This is a genomic window from Streptomyces sp. AC550_RSS872, assembly GCF_019049285.1.
Taxonomy (GTDB): domain Bacteria; phylum Actinomycetota; class Actinomycetes; order Streptomycetales; family Streptomycetaceae; genus Streptomyces.
Genome location: NZ_JAGMUL010000187.1, coordinates 1 through 427, shown reverse-complemented (window position 1 = coordinate 427; position 427 = coordinate 1). Strand labels below are relative to the sequence as shown.

The window sequence follows — 427 nt, the reverse complement described above, 5'->3', positions numbered from 1 at the left end:
CCGGCGCAAGACGGGCAGCAAACACCACCTGATCTGCGACGGACGCGCAACTCCGCTCAAGGTCATCACCACCGCAGCCAACGTCAACGACGTCACCCAGACCCTCGCCCTCGTCGACGGCATCCCACCCGTCGCCGACCGCTCCGGCCGTCCTCGCAGGCGTCCAGAGGCCCTGCTCGGAGACAAGGGCTACGACTCCAACCCCAACCGCCGCGAACTGCGCAAGCGGCGGATCCTGCCTGTCATCTCCCGCAAGGGCGCCCCGAACATCCAGGGTATGGACAAGCTCCGTTACGTCGTCGAGCAGACCTTCGCCCTGCTCCACCACTTCAAACGACTCGCCGTCCGATGGGAACGCCGCACCGAACTCCACGACGCCTTCGTCTCCCTCGCCTGCCGCCTCATCTGCTGGAGACGCCTCAAGAAG

The 427-nt window shown here is 66.3% G+C and carries 1 protein-coding gene; it reads left to right on the top strand.

Annotated features, from left to right (window positions below; all coding sequences use genetic code 11):
* Positions 1 to 427, top strand: a 427-nt coding sequence (locus tag KUM44_RS39860; RefSeq protein ID WP_217214658.1) for an IS5 family transposase, incomplete at both ends; no start/stop codon positions are given.